Genomic DNA, 16782 nt, shown 5'->3' on the forward strand with positions numbered 1-16782 from the left:
GCAACTAACTTTGGATAATGCCCGTTTTCAGAACTCAAACACAGCAGACTAAACTTTTATGAAGAACGACGTCATTTCACCGGAATTTGATGAAAACGGCCGCCCTCTGCGCCGGATTCGTAGTTTTGTTCGTCGCCAGGGGCGACTGACGAAAGGGCAGGAACACGCGCTGGAAAACTACTGGCCGGTGATGGGCGTTGAGTTCAGCGAAGAGCCTGTAAATTTCGCAGAACTGTTTGGCCGTGATGCGCCAGTCACGCTGGAAATCGGTTTTGGTATGGGAGCGTCGCTGGTCGCAATGGCGAAAGCGCGTCCGGAACAGAATTTCCTCGGCATTGAGGTTCACTCGCCGGGCGTTGGTGCGTGTCTGGCTTCAGCCCATGAAGAGGGTGTCGAGAACCTGCGCGTCATGTGCCATGATGCCGTTGAAGTCCTGCATAAAATGATTCCTGACAATTCTTTATCTATGGTTCAGCTGTTTTTCCCTGACCCGTGGCATAAAGCACGTCATAATAAACGCCGTATCGTTCAGGTACCGTTTGCTGAGCATATCTTAAGTAAGCTGAAGCTGGGCGGCGTATTCCACATGGCAACCGACTGGGAAGCTTATGCGGAACATATGCTGGAAGTGATGTCCTCCATTGACGGGTATAAAAACCAGTCCGAGAGTAACGATTATGTACCGCGCCCACAATCGCGCCCGGTAACCAAATTTGAACAACGTGGTCATCGTCTTGGCCACGGCGTATGGGACTTAATGTTCGAGAGGGTGAAATAATGGCAAAGAACCGTAGCCGTCGTCTGCGTAAAAAGATGCACATCGAAGAATTCCAGGAAGTAGGATTTTCGGTTGCATGGCGTTTCCCGGAAGGTACATCTGGAGAGCAGGTCGATCAAATCGTTGATGACTTTATCAATGAAGTTATCGAACCGAACAAGCTGGCTTTTGACGGCAGCGGCTATCTGGCCTGGGAAGGTCTGATCTGTCTGCAGGAAATCGGCAAATGCACCGAAGAACACCAGGCAATCGTGCGTAAGTGGCTGGAAGAGCACAAACTCGAAGAAGTGCGTACCAGCGAACTTTTCGATATTTGGTGGGACTAAGTAGCACAGGGTCGGCAAATGCCGGCCCGATTTGTCTTGAGGGAAAGATATGATGCGCAAAACGCTGCTGGCGGCAGTCCTAACGTTCACGGCGATGGCCGCACATGCAGATTACCAGTGCAGCGTCACCCCGCGTGACGATGTGATTTTGAGCCCACAAACGGTGCAGGTGAAGGGCGAGAACGGCGACCTGATTATTACCCAGGCCGGCGATGTCACCTTCAACGGTAAACAGTACAACCTGAACGCCGCACAGCGTGAGCAAGCCAAAGATTATCAGGCGGCGTTGCGTAGCAGCCTGCCGTGGATTGACGAAGGTGCCAGAGCGCGCGTAGAGAAAGGTCGCGTGGCGCTGGATAAAATCATCGCCAAAGAGGTCGGTGAAAGCAGCAACATGCGTGGCCGCTTAACCAAGCTGGATGCGCAATTGAAAGAGCAGATGAACCGCATCATCGAGCATCGAACTGATGGCCTGACCTTCCATTATAAGGCGATTGATCAAGTCCGCGCGGACGGACAACAGCTGGTTAATCAGGCGATGGGCGGTATTTTGCAGGACAGCATCAACGAAATGGGTGCCAAAGCCGTACTCAAAGGCGGTGGTAATCCGTTGCAGGGCGTGCTCGGGAGTCTCGGTGGCTTGCAAACCTCAATTCAGAACGAATGGAAGAATCAGGAACAAGACTTCCAGCAGTTTGGCAAAGATGTTTGTGCCCGCGTCGTGACGCTGGAAAACGATCGTAAAACGCTGGTTAGCACTCTGAAATAATCTTCACCTCTGTTTAACGGCGCAGAAACATTCTGCGCCGTTTTATTTTGTACTTTTCTGTTTTTTTGATATCCATCTCTAAGAATAACAATTTGATGGAGATATAAATCTGGTTAATTGGATCTCGTCACATTATTCATCTGTGAGATAGACATAATGCTGCAAATTCAAGTAACTGGAGAAATAACATGGAGTTTTTCAAGAGAACGGCACTTGCCGCACTGGTTATGGGTTTCAGCGGCGCGGCGCTTGCACTGCCAAATATCACCATTTTAGCGACCGGCGGGACGATTGCTGGTGGCGGTGATTCCGCGACAAAATCTAACTACACGGCAGGCAAGGTTGGCGTAGAAAATCTGGTTGAGGCCGTACCTCAGTTGAAAGATATCGCCGTGGTTAAAGGTGAGCAGGTGGTGAATATCGGCTCCCAGGATATGAATGACGACGTCTGGTTAACGCTGGCGAAAAAGATTAATACCGAGTGTGATAAAACCGACGGCTTCGTGGTAACGCATGGTACGGATACCATGGAGGAAACCGCCTATTTCCTCGATCTGACCGTCAAATGCAACAAGCCGGTGGTGCTGGTAGGCGCGATGCGTCCATCTACCGGTATGAGCGCTGATGGCCCGTTCAACCTGTATAACGCCGTGGTAACCGCCGCAGATAAAGCCTCTGCCAACCGCGGTGTGCTGGTGGTGATGAACGACACCGTTATGGATGGTCGCGACGTGACCAAAACCAATACCACTGACGTTGCTACCTTCAAATCCGTTAACTACGGCCCGTTGGGTTACATTCATAACGGTAAAATCGACTACCAGCGTACACCTGCGCGTAAGCACACTACATCCACGCCGTTCGATGTTTCTAAGCTGACCGAACTGCCGAAAGTTGGGATTGTTTACAACTATGCTAACGCCTCCGATCTGCCGGCAAAAGCGCTGGTAGATGCGGGTTACGCAGGGATCGTTAGTGCGGGTGTAGGTAACGGTAACCTGTATAAAACCATTTTCGATACGCTGGCAACTGCCGCGCATAAAGGAACCGTTGTCGTACGTTCATCCCGTGTACCGACTGGTGCTACTACCCAGGATGCTGAAGTTGATGATGCGAAATATGGCTTTGTGGCTTCTGGCTCGCTGAACCCGCAAAAAGCGCGTGTTCTGTTGCAGCTGGCGCTGACGCAGACCAAAGATCCTAAGCAGATTCAGGAAATGTTTAATCAGTATTAATGACTGAAGGTGGCTGCGCTTATCGACCTAACCCTGTAGGCCTGATAAGCGCAGCGCCATCAGGCAATTTGCCGGATGCGGCTCAAGGCCTTATCCGGCCTGGATCGTTACCGTATTACTCCGCCAGAAACAGCTCCAACAGAGAGTTCAAAAACAGCTTACCGTGTTGAGTAATCTGCCAGTATTCATCGCATTCACTCAGGTAGCCCTGGGAAATAGCCTCATCGATCTGTCGACGAATAACGTCCTCGGTAAGCCCGGTATATTGTCTGAACTCCGCGCGAGGCGCGGCCTCAAGCAACCGGAAACGGTTCATAAAGAACTCGAACGGCTTATCGGTTTCGGCGACATCACGCAGGCTTTCGAGATAACGCCCTTGCATGTAGCCACGCGGATGCCGTGTTTTGGTGGTACGCAGAATGCGCCCGTCCGGGAACGTAATTTTGCCATGCGCGCCGCAGCCAATACCGAGATAGTCGCCAAAACGCCAGTAATTAAGGTTGTGCTGACACTGATAGCCCGGCTTCGCATAGGCTGAGGTTTCGTACTGATGATACCCGGCGGCAGTCAGCAACTGGTGGCCTTGCTCAAAAATATCCCACAGCGCGTCGTCGTCCGGTAATACCGGTGGTCGGGACCCGAACAGCGTGTTGGGTTCGATGGTCAACTGATACCAGGAAAGATGCGGCGGATTGAGCGCGATGGCCTGCTGTAAATCGCCCAGCGCCTCTTCCAGAGTCTGATCCGGCAAACCATGCATCAGGTCGAGGTTAAAACTGCGTAGCCCCAGACCGCTCGCCAGGTGCGCTGCGCGTTTGGCTTCCTCCGGCCCATGAATACGTCCCAGACGTTCGAGCTTGGCGGAGCTAAAGCTCTGTACGCCAATCGAGATACGGTTGACGCCAGCGCGTTGATAATCAACAAAGCGATCGGCTTCCACCGTCCCGGGATTCGCCTCCATGGTGATTTCTGCATCTGCGGCCAGATTTAGCCGTGCGCGCACGCCGTCGAGCAGCGTTTGCATTGCCGGGCCAGAAAGCAGGCTCGGCGTACCACCACCGATAAAAATCGTCTTTACTTCACGTCCCTGAGCGTGGGCCACCTCAGTATCCAGATCGCTCAGCAGGTGCTGAACATAGTCGTCATGAGGAACCTCGCCCTTAAGTGCATGCGAGTTAAAGTCGCAGTACGGGCATTTCTGCACGCACCACGGGATGTGAATATAAAGACTTAGCGGCGGAAGCTTAACCATTACGCAGGGCATCCAGCAGCAGCTTCAGCGCCTGCCCGCGGTGAGAAATCGCACTTTTTTCTTCGCGGGTCAGCTCAGCAGCGGTTTTTCCTTCGGACGGCACAAAAAAGATTGGGTCGTAACCAAAACCACCGTTTCCGGCCGGTTCACGGGTAATCACGCCCGGCCAGCTTCCGTGGCACACTAAAGGCGTGGGATCGTCTGCATGGCGCATATACACCAGCACGCAGTGGAATTGCGCCTGACGCTGGTCATCCGGGACATCCCGCAGGGTGTACAGCAGTTTTTCCAGGTTCTGCTGATCGGTCGCATCTTCGCCGGAATAGCGGGCTGAATAGATACCCGGCGCGCCGCCAAGGGCATTAACCGCCAGGCCGGAGTCATCAGCAATGGCTGGCAAACCCGTAATTTGTGCGGCATGACGCGCCTTCAGAATGGCGTTCTCAATAAACGTCAGCCCGGTCTCTTCTGCAGAATCAACACCCAGATCCGTTTGGGCAACAACATCAAGACCGAAATCACTCAGAAGAGAGGCGAGTTCACGCACTTTACCGGCATTGCCGGTCGCGAGGACAACTTTTTGCATGGGATACCTAATCAGTTAGCGCCGCAATTTCGGGCGGGATCTGTTGCGGATGAATAATTTTAACCTGTTTGTGCCGACCAAGCTCGCCCTTCTCAATAACGACCTGGCTTTTCGCTACGCGGAACTGTTTGCCGAGAAACTTCACCAGATGGCTGTTGGCTTGTCCATCAACCGGCGGGGCGGTAATGGCGACTTTTAGCTCGTCGCCATGTAAACCCACAATACTGTCACGGCTGGCTTTCGGCTGAATGTAGAGCCGTAAAACCAGACCGTCATCGCAGGGTGTTACGGCACTCATAGTGCCATCCACAGCCCCGGCAGCAGCATGTTGCCTGTCGCCTGTAACACTTCCGCGATCCCCATGTTAATGACATAGAGCAGCAGAACCAGGATCATCGGCGAGAAATCTATCCCTCCCATTCCCGGAAGAATACGACGAATAGGACGCAGCAGCGGATCCGCCAGTTGGATCAGCACGTACTCCACCGGGCTGCGGCCCTGGCTGACCCAGCTCATAATTGCCATCACCAGCAGTACCCAGAAAATCAGCAGTCCGATGGTTTTCAGGACAATCAGCACGGCGGCGATCCAGATGATCGGCTGGAACGTGACCACCTTAAATAGCACGATGGCTTTGATAAAGCTGAGAACGAGCGCGACTAATGCTGATGCGCTGTCAATGGGCCCCATCGGAGGAATAATACGGCGTAACGGCCCAATAATGGGCTGAGTGATTTTCACAATAAACTGCGAGAACGGGTTGTAGAAATCGCAGCGAGACCATTGCATCCACACGCGCAGCAGCAGCGCCATGGTATACAGCTCAATTACCGTTGAGAGCAGGAAGGTCAACGTATTCATGGTGTTCCTTAATTTTCCTTATTTTTTAGTGTAATCACGAGCACCAAAAATGGCAGTGCCGATGCGCACCATCGTGCTACCCGCCGCGATAGCGGCATCCATATCATCAGACATCCCCAGCGAGAGCGTATCGATATTTGGGTAGCGTGTTTTCAACCCGGCAAATGCTACAGCCATTTGCTGTGCAACTTCAAACTGCCTTACATAATCTGACTCAGGCGCGGGAATCGCCATCAAGCCACGCAGGGTAATGCGCGGCAGCGCAGCGACTTCAGCGGCCAGGGCATCAAGCTCTGCCAGCGGAATCCCTGACTTACTGTTCTCATCGCTGATATTTATCTGGATCAACACATTCAGCGGCGGCAGGTCTGCCGGGCGCTGTTCGCTCAGACGGGCAGCGATGCGCAGACGATCAATCGTATGGCACCAGTCAAAATGTTCTGCGACCAGACGACTTTTGTTGGACTGCAGCGGGCCGATAAAGTGCCACTGCAGATCGTTGACGCCTTTTTCCTGAAAGTAGCGGATTTTATCCACCCCTTCCTGGACATAGTTTTCACCGAAGGCTCGCTGCCCTGCGGTAATGGCTTCTTCGATGGCGCTCGCAGGTTTGGTTTTGCTGACTGCAAGCAACGTAACTTCTTCTGAAGACCGCCCGCAACGCGTCGCGGCGGCTGAGATTTTGTCCCGGACATGTGCCAGGTTATGCGCGATATCGTTCATTTTCCGAGGATGTTCATATGAATATGGAAGAAATAGTGGCCCTTAGTGTAAAGCATAACGTGTCGGATCTACACCTGTGCAATGCATGGCCTGCGCGTTGGCGTAGGCGTGGAAAAATCGAAAGCGCACCGTTTACCGCGCCTGGTGGGACTGTGGATGTGCTGAGTACAAAATGTGAGTCTGTAGGAGGATGTAAACAGATTTAATAAATAGAATTTTTAATTCGTTTTTATTTAGCTCAGGCTTGCTTTAATTTAAAGGTTTAAAGTAATAAAAACAGGTGTGAAATTATATCTCTAATAAAATTAAGGTATTACATAATTGGTGGGGTGAATATTTTTTCTTATTTTATAACTAAACGATAATACATATTGCAAATATAATTTTGGGACATGGTGATGATGTCAATAAATGGAGTTAGAAGCATTTAATGTTCATGCTAATGGTTCGCTTTGTGATATTTCATATTCTTCGTTTATAAATGAGGTGTTGTAAATGTGGAATAAAGAAGCCGCTATAAATTTTGTTAGACATAATGCTCATCCACACGCTACGGGTTATTGTGCCAGGGCAGTAACAGCAGCTATCGAACATGGCGGCGTATCATTGCACCATGATAATGCTAAAAATATGGGGAAATATTTAGTATTAGCTGGTTTTCGTGAAGTATATGGGAATCCTGTAAAAGGTGATGTTGCTATAATCCAACCATATACTGGAGGAAATGCAGCAGGTCATATGGCGATTTTTGATGGGCATTACTGGTGGTCAGATTTCAAGCAGGAACATGGCGTGTACCCCGGCCCCGGTTATCGTAAAAGTCAGCCTTCGTATAAATTATATAGGCACAACTGATGAAGCGATTAATATTATTTACTTTTCTATTCTCATCATTTGCTATGGCAGAAATAGTTCCTGCTTATACGCAAGCATTAAAATTCAATACCTGGTATATAAAGCAGATTGCTCATAATGTCATCCCAGTTGCAGATAACCCGACGGCATTAGAGCCTTTCGTTAGTATTGATACATTGAATAAATTAAAACAAGCTTATATGAATAATGAGCTTGAAGAGGATTATTTTCTAAAGGTTCAGGATTTTGCAGATGAAGACTGGAGTAAGCATATTAGTATTGATCTGACTATAACTGATCCTATTTGTACCAATGTCTATTTGACATTTGGAACAGGTGAGTCATCTCAAAAAGTCATTGACTGCATGGTAGAAGAAAATGGTGTATGGAAAATCAAGAGCGTGGTTACTCGCCATTAGTTATTGTTTTCACCAATTGAAAATAATCCTGCGGTAATGGCTTCTTCGATGGCGCTCGCAGGTTTGATTTTGCTGACTGCAAGCAACATAACTTCTTCTGAAGACCGCCCGCAACGCGTCGCGGCGGCTGAGATTTTGTCCCGGACATGTGCCAGGTTATGCGCGATATCGTTCATTTTCCGAGGATGTTCATATGAATATGGAAGAAATAGTGGCCCTTAGTGTAAAGCATAACGTGTCGGATCTACACCTGTGCAATGCATGGCCCGCGCGTTGGCGCAGACATGGAAAAATCGAAAATGCGCCGTTTACCGCGCCTGACGTAGAGAATCTGCTGATGTGCTGGCTCAGTGAGCAACAACAGGTACAGTGGCGGGAGCAAGGGCAGGTTGATTTTGCCGTTACCCTGACGGACTCCCGGCGGCTGCGCGCCAGCGCATTTGCCCATCAGCAAGGAACGTCACTGGCGCTAAGACTGCTACCGCTGGATTGTCCTCATTTAGACGATCTCCAGACTCCCGCGGTCATACCTGAACTGCTGCGCAGTGAAAATGGGTTAATTCTGGTGACAGGCGCCACCGGCAGCGGTAAATCTACGACCCTGGCGGCGATGGTGGAGTATCTTAATCAGCATATTGAGGGACACATTCTGACGCTGGAAGATCCTATTGAATACCGCTACGCCAGCCAGCGTTGTCTCATTCAACAGCGGGAGGTGGGCGTACACTGCGTCTCTTTCGCCGCCGGTTTGCGCGGTGCGTTACGCGAAGATCCCGACGTTATTTTGCTGGGCGAGCTGCGCGACGTGGAAACCATTCGGCTGGCATTAACGGCGGCGGAGACCGGACATCTGGTGCTGGCAACGCTACACACGCGTGGGGCTGCACAAGCCATTGCGCGGCTGGTGGATTCCTTTGCTGCATCAGAGAAAGATCCGGTGCGTAATCAACTGGCAGACAGCCTGCGGGCGGTTCTTTCGCAAAAACTGGAGGAGGATAAGCAGGGGGGACGCGTGGCGCTATTCGAGCTGCTCGTTAACACGCCCGCCGTGGGCAATTTGATCCGCGAAGGGAAAACGCATCAGCTACCCGGCGTGATACAAACCGGGCAGCAGACAGGTATGCAGACGTTTGCACAAAGTTTGCAGCAGCGACAGGCGCAGGGGCGGCTTTAATAGCCCTGCTCGAAATAGCTTTCGAGGATAATAACGGCAGAAGCGGAGTCCACTTTGCCTTTATTCAACGCCCGGTAACCGCCTTGCTCAAACAGGCCTGAGCGGGCTTCGACGGTGCTCAAACGTTCATCGTGCAGCGTTACGGTTACGCCAAAGCGACCATGAATGCGGTTGGCGAATTTACGCGCGCGCGCGGTAAGGGGTTGTTCGGTACCGTCCATGTTGAGCGGCAGGCCGACGATGATCTCATCTGGTTGCCACTCTTTTAGCAGGCGTTCAATCGAATTCCAGTCCGGCGTACCGTCCTGCGCTTTGATGGCGGGCAATGGCCTGGCCGTACCGGTAATGCGCTGACCCACGGCGACGCCGATACTTTTCGTACCAAAATCAAAAGAGAGTAATGTTCCGCTCATCATGCGTGTCCCGCCACGCCGGGCATGGTCTGAATATCTATTCCGATAAGTTTGGCAGCGTCGCGCCAGCGGTCGGCAATCGGCGTTTTGAATAAGATGTTGAGGTCTGCGGGGGCCGTGAGCCAGGCGTTATCCAGTAGCTCTTGTTCCAGCTGGCCTTTTTCCCATGATGAATAGCCCAATGCCACCAGCACCTCGGACGGTTGCTCCTGCGTGCCCAACGTTTCTAATACATCGCGGGAGGTCGTGATGATAGTGTTATCAGAAATTAAGATACTGGATGCAAAACGGGCGGGCGGAGTATGCAGAATAAATCCGCGGTCTTCCGCCAACGGGCCGCCGAGCATCACTGCTTTATCCAGACGGATGGACGGATCGCGTCCTTCAGGCGTGATCTTCAGCTTTTCCAGAATCCCTTCAATTTGTAAGTTTTCCAGAGGCTTATTGACGATAATCCCCATTGCTCCGTTCTCATTGTGTTCGCAGATATACACCACGGAACGGCGGAAAATTGGATCCTGGAGAGCAGGCATGGCAATTAGAAAGTGATGCTGTAAATTCATTGTCAGAGGTTCTGTTTCCTGGTTCAAAAAAGCAACAGCGCCCAGTATGCGTACAAACAGGAGCGCTGTCACTATTAGTATTGGTAGGGTCCCTTCTACCGGCGAGTTCTTTTATTTTTGCAGGCGCGCTTCAATGGCGTCCATTAGCATACCGGTAATAGAGACCGGGAACTCCGCTTCAATTTCACGAATACAGGTTGGGCTGGTGACGTTAATTTCCGTCAGACGATCGCCAATGATGTCCAGACCAACAAAAATCAAACCTTTCGCTTTCAGCGTCGGCCCAATGCGACGGGCAATTTCCCAGTCACTGTCGGTTAATGGACGCGGCTCGCCACGGCCACCTGCGGCCAGGTTGCCACGGGTTTCACCGCCCTGCGGAATACGCGCCAGGCAGTACGGAACGGGTTCGCCATCAACCACCAGCACGCGTTTATCGCCATCTTTAATTGCAGGCAGATAGTTCTGCGCCATGCAGTAGCGGGTACCGTGCTCTGTCAGCGTTTCCGCAATAACGCCAAGGTTCGGATCGCCTTCCTTCACGCGGAAAATAGAGGCTCCGCCCATGCCGTCTAGCGGTTTGAGAATGATGTCGCTGTGTTTTTGCCAGAAGGCTTTCAACTGCGCTTTGTTACGCGTGACCAGCGTTTCCGGCGTCAGATCGGCAAACCATGCGGTGAACAACTTCTCGTTGCAGTCGCGCAGGCTCTGCGGTTTGTTGACGATCAGCGTTCCTTTTTCTTCTGCACGTTCCAGAATATAGGTTGCATAAATGAACTCGGTATCAAACGGCGGATCCTTACGCATCAGAATAACGTCCAGGTCTGCCAGCGGGAGATCCTGCTCGCTCTTGAACTCATACCATTTGTCGTAGTTCTGCTCTACGCTCAGGGTACGCGTATGGGCGCGGGCTTCACCGTTGATCAGATAAAGATCGGCCATCTCCATATAATGAATTTCGTAACCGCGGCGTTGCGCTTCCAGCAGCATAGCGAAGCTGGAATCTTTCTTGATGTTGATGCTTGCGATGGGATCCATCACGATGCCGAGCTTGATCATTGTTTTTCTCCGTTAGCCCAGATCGCCAAAACGCACCTGTAGCGCGGTAATGGCGGTGAGCGCAGTTGTCTCAGTACGCAGAACGCGAGGTCCTAACAGAATATCAGTAAACTGATACCGTGCGGTCATGGCAATTTCATCTGCCGATAGCCCACCTTCCGGGCCAATCAGCAAGCGGATGCGCTCCACCGGGAGCGGCAGCGTGTTGATGCTGGCGCTGGCGCGAGGATGCAGATTGAGTTTCAGACCTTCGTCCTGTTCTGCGCACCATGCTTCCAGATCCATTGCCGGGCGAATTTCAGGCACCCGGTTACGACCGCACTGTTCGCAGGCGGCAATGGCGATTTTCTGCCACTGCTGGAGCTTCTTGTTCAGGCGTTCATTGTCCAGTTTAACGCCGCAGCGCTCAGAAAAAAGTGGCGTAATGAGGCTTACACCCAGTTCAATCGATTTCTGGATAGTAAATTCCATTTTTTCACCGCGCGACATTACCTGGCCCAGGTGGATATGCAACGGTGATTCCCGATCGTCGAGTTCAGCGTTAAGCACCTTCACCTCCACGCTTTTCTTACTGGCGTGAGTAATTTCGGCGTCGAATACCTGATTGCTGCCGTCAAATAGCTGCAGCGCCTGGCCTGGCCCCATACGTAGTACGCGGCCGATATGGTTGGCGGCATCCTCACACAATGAAATTTGGCTACCGGAGGTGATTGGCTCAGGGTGATAAATGCGGGGAATGCGCATAGTTAAACATCCGCGTCATGGCCCTGAGCTATTAAAGGCCAGGGCATGGTTAAAAATATTGCCGCTAGTGTAGGTTAGCTCTTTTGCGCCTGGCAAGCGCGTTGCACATAAGGGTTATGATTCCCCTGTACCTTCGCGATGCGTTCGTCGCGCTCACACTCCCAGTCGGTGACCGGATACTGCTTATTCCAGGCATTAAAAAGCTGGGTTTGCTGACGGGAGAGCGTCAGGTTGTATTGGTCGCGCATATAAAAATAGGTACGCGCGATGGCGCCACGGGCGCGGGCAGGCGGTTCGGCAACTTTTTCTTTAAAATCAACCTTCATCGCGCACTGTCCATACTGGCCTTCGCCACCGTTCCACTGGCTGTACATAAAGTTTGCGCGATCGCCATTCACTTCACCTACCGCAGGCTGCAGGTTATGCATATCGCTTTCCATTTTGCGATAGACCGGATCTTTAGCGCAGTTTTTACGCCCCCCGTCCTGCCAGCACTGGCGCTGATGACCAAACTGCCAGGCGGGGACAACGTGTTCCCATTCAATTCGACTGGCGCGGTTTTCGTTTTTTCGCACTTTATAGCCGCAGGATTCGAGGTCCACGACCCCTTTTTTGCCTTGCCAGTTAATTTTGCAACCACAGTAGAAATCGCCTGGCGCATCGGCGTTAACTTTGACGCCAGCGGCTTTTGCCTGGGAAAAACTATTGATGCCTTCGGCGAACACCTGGCCTGAAAACGCAGCGGCTAACAGGGCCGCAGCAAAAGAAAAATTACGGTACATCACGAACTCCGTGTCAAAACGAGCCCGCAACGTAGCGAAAGTCATTCCTGTATGCAATCAGTTAGATCAGAAAAGTTCCTGATAATTCTGAAGATTATTCTGCAATCAGTGGTTCGCCGCAGTGAACGCAGCGGTAGGTGGCTTCACCGCGTACCACGCGGTTATGGCGGCGTACGGTCAGTTGGTGTTCCTGACACTTGCAGCGGTAAGTAAAGGTCTTACGCTGCACGGATTGCAGTTCGAACTGATGTGTGCGTCGGGCTGGCACGCCCAGCACGCTCTCCATCATCCATTTCCACTCTTTGCCGTGCGGCGGCACGCGACCAAAGTATTTCCACACCAGTAAATGCGCCAGTTCATGGGGCACCACCTCATTCACGAATGCGTCGACATTTTCCATCAGTAGTACCGGATTGAGGCGGATTTCGTAGGTTTGTAACCACGCGGTGCCTGCAGCGGTGCCGCGCTGTTGGTACACCAGCTTAGGTTCCGGATAATTACGCTCGAGCTTAAGATTGGCCTGTGCGAGTTTTTCCCGCAGGCTGCGCATAACGGCTTGCTGGATGGCGATAGGGAGACGGGAGGTTTTCATAACGCCAGAGGATAGTGCGACAGGGAAGGGACTGCAAGAGGAAGGCTTCCTCCCGCGGGGGAGGAAGCTTTTCGTGATTAGTCGTGTGCGCCAATTTCGCGCAGTTTACGACCTTTCATCAGGTTACGTTCAATGTGTTCCAGAGAGACATTTTTAGTTTCAGGTATCAGCCACAGGGTCAGGAAGATGAACAGGACGTTCAGACCACCGTAGACCCAGAAAGTATTGGCGCTGCCCAGCGAGTTCAGCATCGTCAGGAAGGTTGCACCGACGATCATATTGGCAATCCAGTTGGTTGCGGTAGAGCAGGTGATACCGAAATCGCGGCCTTTCAGCGGTTGGATTTCAGAGCACAGTACCCAAATCAGCGGACCGGCGCTCATGGCAAAGCCAACGATAAACATCAGCAGCATCAGTACAGCGAAGTATTGCGCGGCCGCCGAGTGAATACCCACGTGCATCATCGTGCCCAGCACGCCCATACCGACGGCCATGACGATAAAGCCGAGGATCAGCGTAGGTTTACGGCCCCAGCGGTCAACCAGGCCAATGGCGATAAAGGTTGCCAGCACGTTGGTCAGACCGACGATAACAGTCCCCCACATCTGCTCGGTGGTGTTGGTGTAGCCCGCCAGCTCAAAGATTTTCGGTGCGTAATACATAATGACGTTCATCCCGGTGAACTGCTGCATCACCTGTAACAGGACGCCAAGGAATACCGCGCGGCGGAAGTTGCTGTTTTCTTTAAACAGCGCCCAGCCGCTCTGCTTCACCTGCAGGCTTTCACGAATTTCATCCAGCTCGCGTTTGGCTTCTGCGCTGGTATCACGCAGACGCAACAGAACACGTTCAGCATCGACAAAACGACGTTTAGCAGCAAACCAGCGTGGGCTGTCCGGCAGGAAGATGACGCCAACCAGCAGCAGCAGGGCAGGGATGATGATCACGCCCAGCATCCAGCGCCATGCGCCGCTGTAGCTAAACGCCGTATCGGAAAGATACGCACCCAAAATACCGATGGTGATCATCAGCTGATACATAGAGATCATACTGCCACGAATTTTTTCCGGGGCAATTTCAGACAGGTACAGCGGCGCGGTATAAGACGCAACGCCCACCGCCAGGCCGAGCAGTACGCGGGAAACCAGCAGCACTTCAACGTTTGGCGCCGCGGCGGAGAACAGTGAACCGGCAACAAACAGGATTGCGCCGATCATCAGACTCTTTTTACGCCCCAGTTTGAAGGAGAGCCAACCGCTGCCGACGGCACCCACGGCAGCACCAAACATCATCGAACTCACCACCCATTCCTGAGTGTGGGGGGTAATTTGGAACTCGTCGGTGATGAACGGTAAAGCACCGGCAATAACACCGATATCCAGGCCAAAAAGTAATCCAGCCAGGGCTGCAAGAAAGCAGACAAAAAATGTCATGGCTTTGTTGGAACGCCCCGTTTTTTTATTGTCAGGCATGATGCCCTCCGGTTGGGTAGCTAGTTTTGTTGATGTTAAGGGTAGGTGAGTACGGGGTAAAAAAATGCGAATCACATCACATTAGTGTAATCGGTTACACTGACATTTATCACGATTATCGATTAACCATTTGAAAATTAACATTTTATAATACGATTAAATATGGTTAATTGCCTGGAATTAAGACGATCCTGAAAAATAATGTAACAGTGACGCAAGCTTGACGGAAAAGAGATGTTAACTTGTTGTGGATAGAAAATCGGTCCTATGTAATCGCTTTCATTGTTGTTAGAGGAACGCTTCACTGCATTGTTCAGGTGATGAGGCGTTGGGGGAAAATTGGGGAATAAAAAAAAGACCAGCACGAGGCTGGTCTTACTAAGCGGACAGTCTTCAGTAAATTACTTCAGACCTGCAGCGTCACGCAGCAACTGCGCTTTGTCGGTTTTTTCCCATGGGAAATGTTCGCGGCCAAAGTGACCGTAAGCTGCGGTTTCTTTGTAGATCGGGTGCAGCAGATCCAGCATCTGAATCAGGCCATACGGACGCAGGTCGAAGAACTCGCGCACCAGCAGGGTCAGCTGTTCTGAAGGTACTTTTTCGGTACCAAAGGTTTCAACCATGATAGAGGTCGGTTCAGCCACGCCAATGGCGTAGGAAACCTGAATCTCGCAGCGGTCAGCCAGGCCAGCGGCAACGATGTTTTTCGCGACGTAACGGGCTGCATAGGCTGCGGAACGGTCAACTTTAGACGGATCCTTACCAGAGAATGCACCGCCGCCGTGACGCGCCATGCCGCCGTAGGTATCAACGATGATTTTACGACCGGTCAGACCGCAGTCGCCCATCGGGCCGCCGATAACGAAACGACCGGTTGGGTTGATGAAGAATTTGGTCGCAGCGCTCAGCCATTCAGTCGGCAGTACCGGCTTGATGATCTCTTCCATGACGGCTTCTTGCAGAGATTTCTGGTCGATATCTTCAGCATGCTGAGTCGACAGAACCACGGCATCAATACCTACAATTTTACCGTCGTCATACTGGAAGGTAACCTGGCTTTTTGCATCCGGGCGCAGCCACGGCAGAGTACCGTTTTTGCGTACTTCAGCCTGACGCTGTACCAGACGATGCGCGTAGGTAATTGGAGCTGGCATCAGCACGTCGGTTTCATTGGTTGCATAACCAAACATCAGGCCCTGGTCGCCAGCGCCTTGTTCCAGCGGATCCGCGCGGTCAACACCCTGGTTGATATCCGGAGACTGCTTACCGATGGCGCTCAGAACCGCGCAAGAGTTGGCGTCAAAGCCCATGTCGGAATGCACATAGCCAATTTCGCGAACCGTGTTACGCGTGATCTCTTCGATATCTACCCAGGCGCTGGTAGTGATCTCACCGCCAACTAAAACCATACCGGTTTTGACATAGGTTTCGCAGGCTACGCGTGCTTTCGGATCCTGCTCGAGGATTGCATCCAGCACGGCATCAGAGATTTGGTCAGCGATTTTGTCAGGATGCCCTTCTGATACGGACTCGGACGTAAAAAGGTGTTTTGCCATATTTAATTTCACCTAAGGAATATTTAGTTAGCTCAAACTGTCGAGTGGAATAGCCATGTGTAGAAGATTCTACCATGAGTCTGCAGATGACGGACACTGGCAGTCTGAGTGTTAATCGGTATAGATGGATTAACATCTGGACGGCTATTTTAGGACAGCTCTTCGCCTGATTTCCAGCTTTTTTTGATTGAGGTCGCATTGTACTGAAAATGTAACTGGAAATTTTTCCTGACGGTGCTGGCAATGCGCGCATTTATCTTTTGCTTTTTGACTTCCTTATGGGTATAAAACGCGGCGCGCGGCTCATACAAAAGCACACGACGTTTTCATCGTGTTGCCACTTCCAGCCGGGTTAACACTTTAGCTTTGGCTTGTGGGTTCGTTCCGTCAGGAGCAACCGTGGAGGTGATACGAGATAATGAACCGTTGTATTCTGCTGAATCTGTCGCACCGTTCTGGTGTACATATGTCCCCCGCAATCTGCATCTTGCATACCTGCCGATGTTATACCCATCTCGGCGCTTCTCAGGACTCCAGGGCCGGTAACGGTCACTAAGAACTGAACAAGGGCGCTCTTGGTAAACAAGAGTTTTCTCGTGGTTTCGCCGAACCGTCAGCATTAA

At 51.6% G+C, this 16782-nt stretch carries 21 protein-coding genes and 2 pseudogenes; 9 read left to right on the plus strand and 14 right to left on the minus strand.

What is annotated here, in order from left to right; all coding sequences use genetic code 11:
* Positions 1 to 58: 58 nt before the first annotated feature.
* From trmB to ansB, 4 genes are all read left to right on the plus strand, one after another.
* The gene (gene trmB / locus HV041_RS00545) at positions 59 to 778 is read left to right on the plus strand and encodes a tRNA (guanosine(46)-N7)-methyltransferase TrmB (RefSeq protein WP_003027117.1); all 720 of its coding nucleotides are present in this window, start codon (positions 59 to 61) and stop codon (positions 776 to 778) included.
* Positions 778 to 1104, plus strand: coding sequence for a YggL family protein (locus tag HV041_RS00550; protein ID WP_003027115.1), 327 nt, complete (start codon positions 778 to 780; stop codon positions 1102 to 1104). Before trmB ends, HV041_RS00550 begins: the two co-directional genes overlap by 1 nt.
* Before the next feature lie 49 nt (positions 1105 to 1153).
* The gene (locus tag HV041_RS00555) at positions 1154 to 1873 is read left to right on the plus strand and encodes a DUF2884 domain-containing protein (protein ID WP_048213199.1); all 720 of its coding nucleotides are present in this window, start codon (positions 1154 to 1156) and stop codon (positions 1871 to 1873) included.
* 188 nt (positions 1874 to 2061) lie between these two features.
* Positions 2062 to 3108 carry an L-asparaginase 2 gene (gene ansB / locus HV041_RS00560; RefSeq protein WP_101742768.1) on the plus strand — a complete coding sequence of 349 codons (1047 nt, stop codon included), beginning with the start codon at positions 2062 to 2064 and terminating at the stop codon, positions 3106 to 3108.
* Between the two features lie 115 nt (positions 3109 to 3223).
* On the opposite strand, the gene hemW is transcribed toward ansB, so the two are convergent.
* The 5 genes from hemW to HV041_RS00585 are packed head-to-tail and all read right to left on the minus strand — an operon-like array spanning position 3224 to position 6530.
* Positions 3224 to 4360: a radical SAM family heme chaperone HemW gene (gene hemW, locus HV041_RS00565; protein WP_121585039.1), complete on the minus strand. Its 1137-nt coding sequence runs from the start codon at positions 4358 to 4360 to the stop codon at positions 3224 to 3226.
* Positions 4353 to 4946: an XTP/dITP diphosphatase gene (locus tag HV041_RS00570; protein WP_115642890.1), complete on the minus strand. Its 594-nt coding sequence runs from the start codon at positions 4944 to 4946 to the stop codon at positions 4353 to 4355. Before HV041_RS00570 ends, hemW begins: the two co-directional genes overlap by 8 nt.
* A gap of 7 nt (positions 4947 to 4953) precedes the next feature.
* The gene (gene yggU, locus HV041_RS00575) at positions 4954 to 5244 is read right to left on the minus strand and encodes a DUF167 family protein YggU (RefSeq protein WP_005123286.1); all 291 of its coding nucleotides are present in this window, start codon (positions 5242 to 5244) and stop codon (positions 4954 to 4956) included.
* Positions 5241 to 5807 (minus strand): YggT family protein, encoded by a 567-nt coding sequence (locus HV041_RS00580; protein ID WP_003825417.1) that lies wholly within the window; start codon positions 5805 to 5807, stop codon positions 5241 to 5243. The genes yggU and HV041_RS00580 overlap by 4 nt, the downstream gene beginning before the upstream one ends.
* Before the next feature lie 18 nt (positions 5808 to 5825).
* On the minus strand, positions 5826 to 6530 hold the full coding sequence (locus HV041_RS00585; protein WP_048213195.1) for a YggS family pyridoxal phosphate-dependent enzyme: 705 nt from the start codon (positions 6528 to 6530) through the stop codon (positions 5826 to 5828).
* Between the two features lie 17 nt (positions 6531 to 6547).
* Here HV041_RS00585 and HV041_RS00590 point away from each other — a divergent pair.
* The 3 genes and pseudogenes from HV041_RS00590 to HV041_RS00600 form a co-directional block, all read left to right on the plus strand.
* Positions 6548 to 6673 (plus strand): annotated as a pseudogene (locus HV041_RS00590) (type IV pili twitching motility protein PilT); the annotation flags it as partial.
* A 352-nt stretch (positions 6674 to 7025) separates the two neighbouring features.
* Entirely contained in the window at positions 7026 to 7385 is a 360-nt protein-coding gene (locus HV041_RS00595) for a hypothetical protein (RefSeq protein ID WP_061068548.1), read from the plus strand.
* A complete protein-coding gene (locus HV041_RS00600; RefSeq protein WP_182294034.1) occupies positions 7385 to 7804 on the plus strand; it encodes a DUF3828 domain-containing protein in 420 nt (139 codons plus the stop codon). Before HV041_RS00595 ends, HV041_RS00600 begins: the two co-directional genes overlap by 1 nt.
* A 5-nt stretch (positions 7805 to 7809) precedes the next feature.
* Here HV041_RS00600 and HV041_RS00605 read toward each other — a convergent pair.
* Positions 7810 to 7980: pseudogene (locus HV041_RS00605) on the minus strand (YggS family pyridoxal phosphate enzyme); the annotation flags it as partial.
* 17 nt (positions 7981 to 7997) lie between these two features.
* Here HV041_RS00605 and HV041_RS00610 point away from each other — a divergent pair.
* On the plus strand, positions 7998 to 8978 hold the full coding sequence (locus HV041_RS00610; RefSeq protein ID WP_121585036.1) for a type IV pilus twitching motility protein PilT: 981 nt from the start codon (positions 7998 to 8000) through the stop codon (positions 8976 to 8978).
* Here the strand turns inward: HV041_RS00610 and ruvX are convergent.
* From ruvX to metK, 8 genes are all read right to left on the minus strand, one after another.
* Positions 8975 to 9391, minus strand: a complete 417-nt coding sequence (gene ruvX / locus HV041_RS00615; RefSeq protein ID WP_061068855.1) for a Holliday junction resolvase RuvX — start codon at positions 9389 to 9391, stop codon at positions 8975 to 8977. The genes HV041_RS00610 and ruvX overlap by 4 nt on opposite strands.
* A complete protein-coding gene (locus HV041_RS00620) occupies positions 9391 to 9954 on the minus strand; it encodes a YqgE/AlgH family protein (RefSeq protein WP_048213499.1) in 564 nt (187 codons plus the stop codon). Before HV041_RS00620 ends, ruvX begins: the two co-directional genes overlap by 1 nt.
* 111 nt (positions 9955 to 10065) lie before the next feature.
* Positions 10066 to 11013, minus strand: coding sequence for a glutathione synthase (gshB, locus tag HV041_RS00625; RefSeq protein WP_003027083.1), 948 nt, complete (start codon positions 11011 to 11013; stop codon positions 10066 to 10068).
* Positions 11014 to 11025: 12 nt separating this feature from the next.
* Positions 11026 to 11757 carry a 16S rRNA (uracil(1498)-N(3))-methyltransferase gene (gene rsmE / locus HV041_RS00630; RefSeq protein WP_121585035.1) on the minus strand — a complete coding sequence of 244 codons (732 nt, stop codon included), beginning with the start codon at positions 11755 to 11757 and terminating at the stop codon, positions 11026 to 11028.
* Positions 11758 to 11831: 74 nt separating this feature from the next.
* Positions 11832 to 12539, minus strand: coding sequence for a deoxyribonuclease I (gene endA, locus HV041_RS00635; RefSeq protein ID WP_121585034.1), 708 nt, complete (start codon positions 12537 to 12539; stop codon positions 11832 to 11834).
* 94 nt (positions 12540 to 12633) lie between these two features.
* On the minus strand, positions 12634 to 13131 hold the full coding sequence (locus HV041_RS00640; protein ID WP_061068543.1) for a SprT family zinc-dependent metalloprotease: 498 nt from the start codon (positions 13129 to 13131) through the stop codon (positions 12634 to 12636).
* Positions 13132 to 13208: 77 nt separating this feature from the next.
* Positions 13209 to 14603, minus strand: coding sequence for a galactose/proton symporter (galP, locus tag HV041_RS00645; protein WP_003027074.1), 1395 nt, complete (start codon positions 14601 to 14603; stop codon positions 13209 to 13211).
* Positions 14604 to 15004: 401 nt separating this feature from the next.
* On the minus strand, positions 15005 to 16159 hold the full coding sequence (gene metK, locus HV041_RS00650; RefSeq protein ID WP_040232098.1) for a methionine adenosyltransferase: 1155 nt from the start codon (positions 16157 to 16159) through the stop codon (positions 15005 to 15007).
* 418 nt (positions 16160 to 16577) lie between these two features.
* Here metK and HV041_RS25175 point away from each other — a divergent pair, with 418 nt between their 5' ends.
* Positions 16578 to 16715: a hypothetical protein gene (locus HV041_RS25175; RefSeq protein ID WP_269149342.1), complete on the plus strand. Its 138-nt coding sequence runs from the start codon at positions 16578 to 16580 to the stop codon at positions 16713 to 16715.
* Positions 16716 to 16782 lie beyond the last annotated feature (67 nt).

Origin of the sequence: Citrobacter sp. RHBSTW-00029, from assembly GCF_014104295.1 — a bacterium.
Lineage (GTDB): Bacteria > Pseudomonadota > Gammaproteobacteria > Enterobacterales > Enterobacteriaceae > Citrobacter > Citrobacter youngae.

Excerpts from the sequence above, each read along its gene's own strand:
- trmB (WP_003027117.1), top strand. The coding sequence starts at position 59 with ATGAAGAACGACGTCATTTCACCGGAATTTGATGAAAACGGCCGCCCT.
- HV041_RS00550 (WP_003027115.1), top strand. The coding sequence starts at position 778 with ATGGCAAAGAACCGTAGCCGTCGTCTGCGTAAAAAGATGCACATCGAA.
- HV041_RS00555 (WP_048213199.1), top strand. The coding sequence starts at position 1,154 with ATGATGCGCAAAACGCTGCTGGCGGCAGTCCTAACGTTCACGGCGATG.
- ansB (WP_101742768.1), top strand. The coding sequence starts at position 2,062 with ATGGAGTTTTTCAAGAGAACGGCACTTGCCGCACTGGTTATGGGTTTC.
- hemW (WP_121585039.1), bottom strand. The coding sequence starts at position 4,360 with ATGGTTAAGCTTCCGCCGCTAAGTCTTTATATTCACATCCCGTGGTGC.
- HV041_RS00570 (WP_115642890.1), bottom strand. The coding sequence starts at position 4,946 with ATGCAAAAAGTTGTCCTCGCGACCGGCAATGCCGGTAAAGTGCGTGAA.
- yggU (WP_005123286.1), bottom strand. The coding sequence starts at position 5,244 with ATGAGTGCCGTAACACCCTGCGATGACGGTCTGGTTTTACGGCTCTAC.
- HV041_RS00580 (WP_003825417.1), bottom strand. The coding sequence starts at position 5,807 with ATGAATACGTTGACCTTCCTGCTCTCAACGGTAATTGAGCTGTATACC.
- HV041_RS00585 (WP_048213195.1), bottom strand. The coding sequence starts at position 6,530 with ATGAACGATATCGCGCATAACCTGGCACATGTCCGGGACAAAATCTCA.
- HV041_RS00595 (WP_061068548.1), top strand. The coding sequence starts at position 7,026 with ATGTGGAATAAAGAAGCCGCTATAAATTTTGTTAGACATAATGCTCAT.
- HV041_RS00600 (WP_182294034.1), top strand. The coding sequence starts at position 7,385 with ATGAAGCGATTAATATTATTTACTTTTCTATTCTCATCATTTGCTATG.
- HV041_RS00610 (WP_121585036.1), top strand. The coding sequence starts at position 7,998 with ATGAATATGGAAGAAATAGTGGCCCTTAGTGTAAAGCATAACGTGTCG.
- ruvX (WP_061068855.1), bottom strand. The coding sequence starts at position 9,391 with ATGAGCGGAACATTACTCTCTTTTGATTTTGGTACGAAAAGTATCGGC.
- HV041_RS00620 (WP_048213499.1), bottom strand. The coding sequence starts at position 9,954 with ATGAATTTACAGCATCACTTTCTAATTGCCATGCCTGCTCTCCAGGAT.
- gshB (WP_003027083.1), bottom strand. The coding sequence starts at position 11,013 with ATGATCAAGCTCGGCATCGTGATGGATCCCATCGCAAGCATCAACATC.
- rsmE (WP_121585035.1), bottom strand. The coding sequence starts at position 11,757 with ATGCGCATTCCCCGCATTTATCACCCTGAGCCAATCACCTCCGGTAGC.
- endA (WP_121585034.1), bottom strand. The coding sequence starts at position 12,539 with ATGTACCGTAATTTTTCTTTTGCTGCGGCCCTGTTAGCCGCTGCGTTT.
- HV041_RS00640 (WP_061068543.1), bottom strand. The coding sequence starts at position 13,131 with ATGAAAACCTCCCGTCTCCCTATCGCCATCCAGCAAGCCGTTATGCGC.
- galP (WP_003027074.1), bottom strand. The coding sequence starts at position 14,603 with ATGCCTGACAATAAAAAAACGGGGCGTTCCAACAAAGCCATGACATTT.
- metK (WP_040232098.1), bottom strand. The coding sequence starts at position 16,159 with ATGGCAAAACACCTTTTTACGTCCGAGTCCGTATCAGAAGGGCATCCT.
- HV041_RS25175 (WP_269149342.1), top strand. The coding sequence starts at position 16,578 with ATGAACCGTTGTATTCTGCTGAATCTGTCGCACCGTTCTGGTGTACAT.